This is a genomic window from Pseudomonas sp. (genome assembly GCF_050739995.1).
GTDB lineage: Bacteria > Pseudomonadota > Gammaproteobacteria > Pseudomonadales > Pseudomonadaceae > Aquipseudomonas.
On record NZ_JBOICG010000242.1, the window covers coordinates 1 to 2,993 of the forward strand.

3 protein-coding genes are annotated in these 2,993 nt (G+C 60.6%); all 3 read right to left on the minus strand.

All coding sequences use genetic code 11. The features are described 5' to 3' along the window. Nucleotides 1-120: 120 nt before the first annotated feature. Nucleotides 121-1,005: an ABC transporter permease subunit gene (locus ACRESD_RS08245; protein ID WP_431750474.1), complete on the minus strand. Its 885-nt coding sequence runs from the start codon at nt 1,003-1,005 to the stop codon at nt 121-123. Beyond that, on the minus strand, nt 1,002-1,922 hold the full coding sequence (locus ACRESD_RS08250; protein WP_431750475.1) for an ABC transporter permease subunit: 921 nt from the start codon (nt 1,920-1,922) through the stop codon (nt 1,002-1,004). Before ACRESD_RS08250 ends, ACRESD_RS08245 begins: the two co-directional genes overlap by 4 nt. Continuing rightward, nucleotides 1,919-2,993 (minus strand): ABC transporter ATP-binding protein (locus tag ACRESD_RS08255; RefSeq protein WP_431750476.1); only part of this gene is annotated, 1,075 nt, incomplete at its 5' end. The genes ACRESD_RS08250 and ACRESD_RS08255, both read right to left, overlap by 4 nt.

Below are 2,993 nucleotides of genomic sequence, written 5' to 3' on the forward strand. Positions count from 1 at the left end.
TGTGGGAGCGGGCTTGCTCGCGAATGCGGTGGACCAGTCGAGACATCTGGTGACTGACACTCAGCATTCGCGAGCAAGCCCGCTCCCACATTTTGATCCGGTTTCTTCAGGTAGACCTGATTAGACCGGTGCAGCCGCGCGGCGCTTGTCCGGCTGCTGCCAGCCATCCGCCGCCGCTTCTTCTACGGCTTGCTGGATCGCCTTCTTGCGCATCTCTTCGGCACGACGGCTGAAGAACCACACGAGGAAAGTCACCAGCGACACCGCCAACAGGATCAGGCTGGCCACGGCGTTGATCTCGGGTTTGACCCCAAGGCGCACGGCCGAGAACACTTCCATCGGCAGGGTCGTAGAGCCCGGGCCCGACACGAAGCTGGCCAGTACCAGGTCATCCAGGGACAACGCAAACGACATCATGCCGCCCGCCGCCAACGACGGCGCGATCATCGGAATGGTGATCAGGAAGAACACCTTCCATGGGCGTGCCCCCAAGTCCATCGCCGCTTCTTCAATCGACAGGTCCAACTCACGCAGGCGCGCCGACACCACCACCGCCACATACGCCGCACAGAACGTGGTGTGGGCGATCCAGATGGTGACGATGCCACGTTCCTGGGGCCAGCCGATCATCTGCGCCATGGCCACGAACAGCAGCAACAGCGACAGACCGGTGATCACTTCCGGCATCACCAGCGGTGCGGTCACCAGGCCGCCAAACAGCGTGCGGCCCTTGAACTGGCTGATGCGTGTCAGCACGAAGGCGGCCAACGTACCCAGCGCCACTGCGGCCACCGCCGTGTAGCAGGCGATTTCCAGGGAGCGCGCCACCGAACCCATCAACTGGGTGTTGTCCAGCAAGCCCACGTACCACTTGATCGACCAACCGCCCCACACGGTCACCAGCTTGGACTCGTTGAACGAGTAGATCACCAGGATCAGCATCGGCAGGTAGATGAACAACAACCCCGCCACCAGCATGAAGCTTGAGAAACTGACGCGCTTCATATCTTGCCCTCCATCTCTTTGGCTTGGCTGCGGTTAAACAGGATGATCGGCACGATCAGGATCGCCAGCATCACCACCGCCAGGGCAGAGGCCACCGGCCAGTCACGGTTGTTGAAGAATTCTTGCCACAACACTTTACCGATCATCAGGGTTTCCGGGCCGCCCAGCAGTTCCGGGATCACGAACTCGCCCACCACCGGGATAAACACCAGCATGCAGCCGGCGATGATGCCGTTCTTGGACAGCGGCACGGTGATCTTCCAGAAGCTGTTGAAGGTGCTCGACCCCAGGTCGGACGCGGCTTCCAGCAAGCTCTGGTCGTGTTTCACCAAGTTGGCGTACAGCGGCAGGATCATGAACGGCAGGTACGAATAGACCACGCCGATATACACCGCGATGTTGGTGTTGAGGATCTGCAGCGGCTCGTTGATCAGCCCGATAGACATCAAAAAGCCGTTGAGCAAACCGTTGTTGCTGAGGATGCCCATCCACGCATACACGCGGATCAGGATCGCGGTCCAGGTCGGCATCATGATCAGCAGCACCAGTACGGTCTGCATTTCTTTGCGCGCACTGGCGATGGCATAGGCCATCGGGTAGCCGATCAGCAGGCACAGCAGCGTGCTGAAAAACGCCATTTTCAGCGAGCCCAGGTACGCGGCGATGTACAACTCATCGTCGCCGAGCATCGAGTAGTTGGCCAGGTTCAGCACCAACTGCAGTTTCTGCTCAACGAAGGTGTAGATCTCGGTGTAAGGCGGGATCGCGACATCGGCTTCGGCAAAGCTGATCTTCAAGACGATGAAGAACGGCAGCATGAAGAACAGGAACAACCAGAGGAAAGGGATCCCGATGACCACATGCCGGCCACCGGGGGTTATTCGTTGCAACTGGCGCTTGAGCTTCTTCATGTTCATGAGCGAAGTACCACGCCGCTGTCGTCTTCCCACCACACGTACACCTGGTCACCCCAGGTCGGGCGCTGGCCACGGCGTTCGGCGTTGGCGACGAAGGACTGCACCAGCTTGCCGCTTGGCAGTTCCACGTAGAACACCGAGTGGCCACCCAGGTAGGCGATGTCGTGCACCTTGCCGCTGGACCAGTTGTGCTCGCAGGTCGGCATTTCGGTGGTGACCAGCAGTTTTTCCGGGCGAATCGCGTAAGTCACCGACTTGTCTTCCACCGAAGTGGCGATGCCGTAGCCCACGTAGATGTCGCGATCCAGGTCAGCACACTTGAGCACCGCGTGGCCTTCGGCGTCGTCCACCACCTGGGTGTCGAAGATGTTGACGTTGCCGATGAACTCGCACACCAGGCGGCTGGTCGGCGTCTCGTAGATGTCGATCGGGCTGCCGATCTGGGCGATCCAGCCCAAGTGCATGATCGCGATGCGCTCGGCCATGGTCATGGCCTCTTCCTGGTCGTGGGTCACCATCACGCAGGTCACGCCGACGCGCTCGATGATCTCAACCAGCTCCAGTTGCATCTGCGAACGCAGTTTCTTGTCCAGCGCGCCCATCGGCTCATCGAGCAGCAGCAATTTCGGGCGCTTGGCCAGGGAACGAGCCAGGGCCACACGCTGACGCTGGCCACCGGATAACTGGTGCGGCTTGCGCTTGGCGTACTGGCTCATCTGCACCAGCTTGAGCATCTCGGCCACGCGGGCGTCGATCTCGGCCTTGGGGATCTTGTCCTGCTGCAGGCCGAAGGCGATGTTCTGCGCCACAGTCATGTGGGGAAACAAGGCGTAGGACTGGAACATCATGTTGATCGGCCGCTCGTAGGGCGGCAGCGTGGTGATCGGCTGCCCGTCAAGCAGGATCTTGCCCTTGGTGGGCGTTTCGAAGCCGGCCAGGCAGCGCAGCAACGTGGACTTGCCACTGCCCGAACCACCCAGCAGGGCGAAGATTTCGCCCTTGCGCACGTCCAGGTTGACGTCATCGACGGCGACGAAACCATCAAATTCCTTGCGCAGATCGCGGATGGAC

What these genes read in the sequence shown, in the direction of transcription:
- ACRESD_RS08245 (WP_431750474.1), bottom strand. Translation starts at nt 1,005, where the DNA reads ATGAAGCGCGTCAGTTTCTCAAGCTTCATGCTGGTGGCGGGGTTGTTG.
- ACRESD_RS08250 (WP_431750475.1), bottom strand. Translation starts at nt 1,922, where the DNA reads ATGAACATGAAGAAGCTCAAGCGCCAGTTGCAACGAATAACCCCCGGT.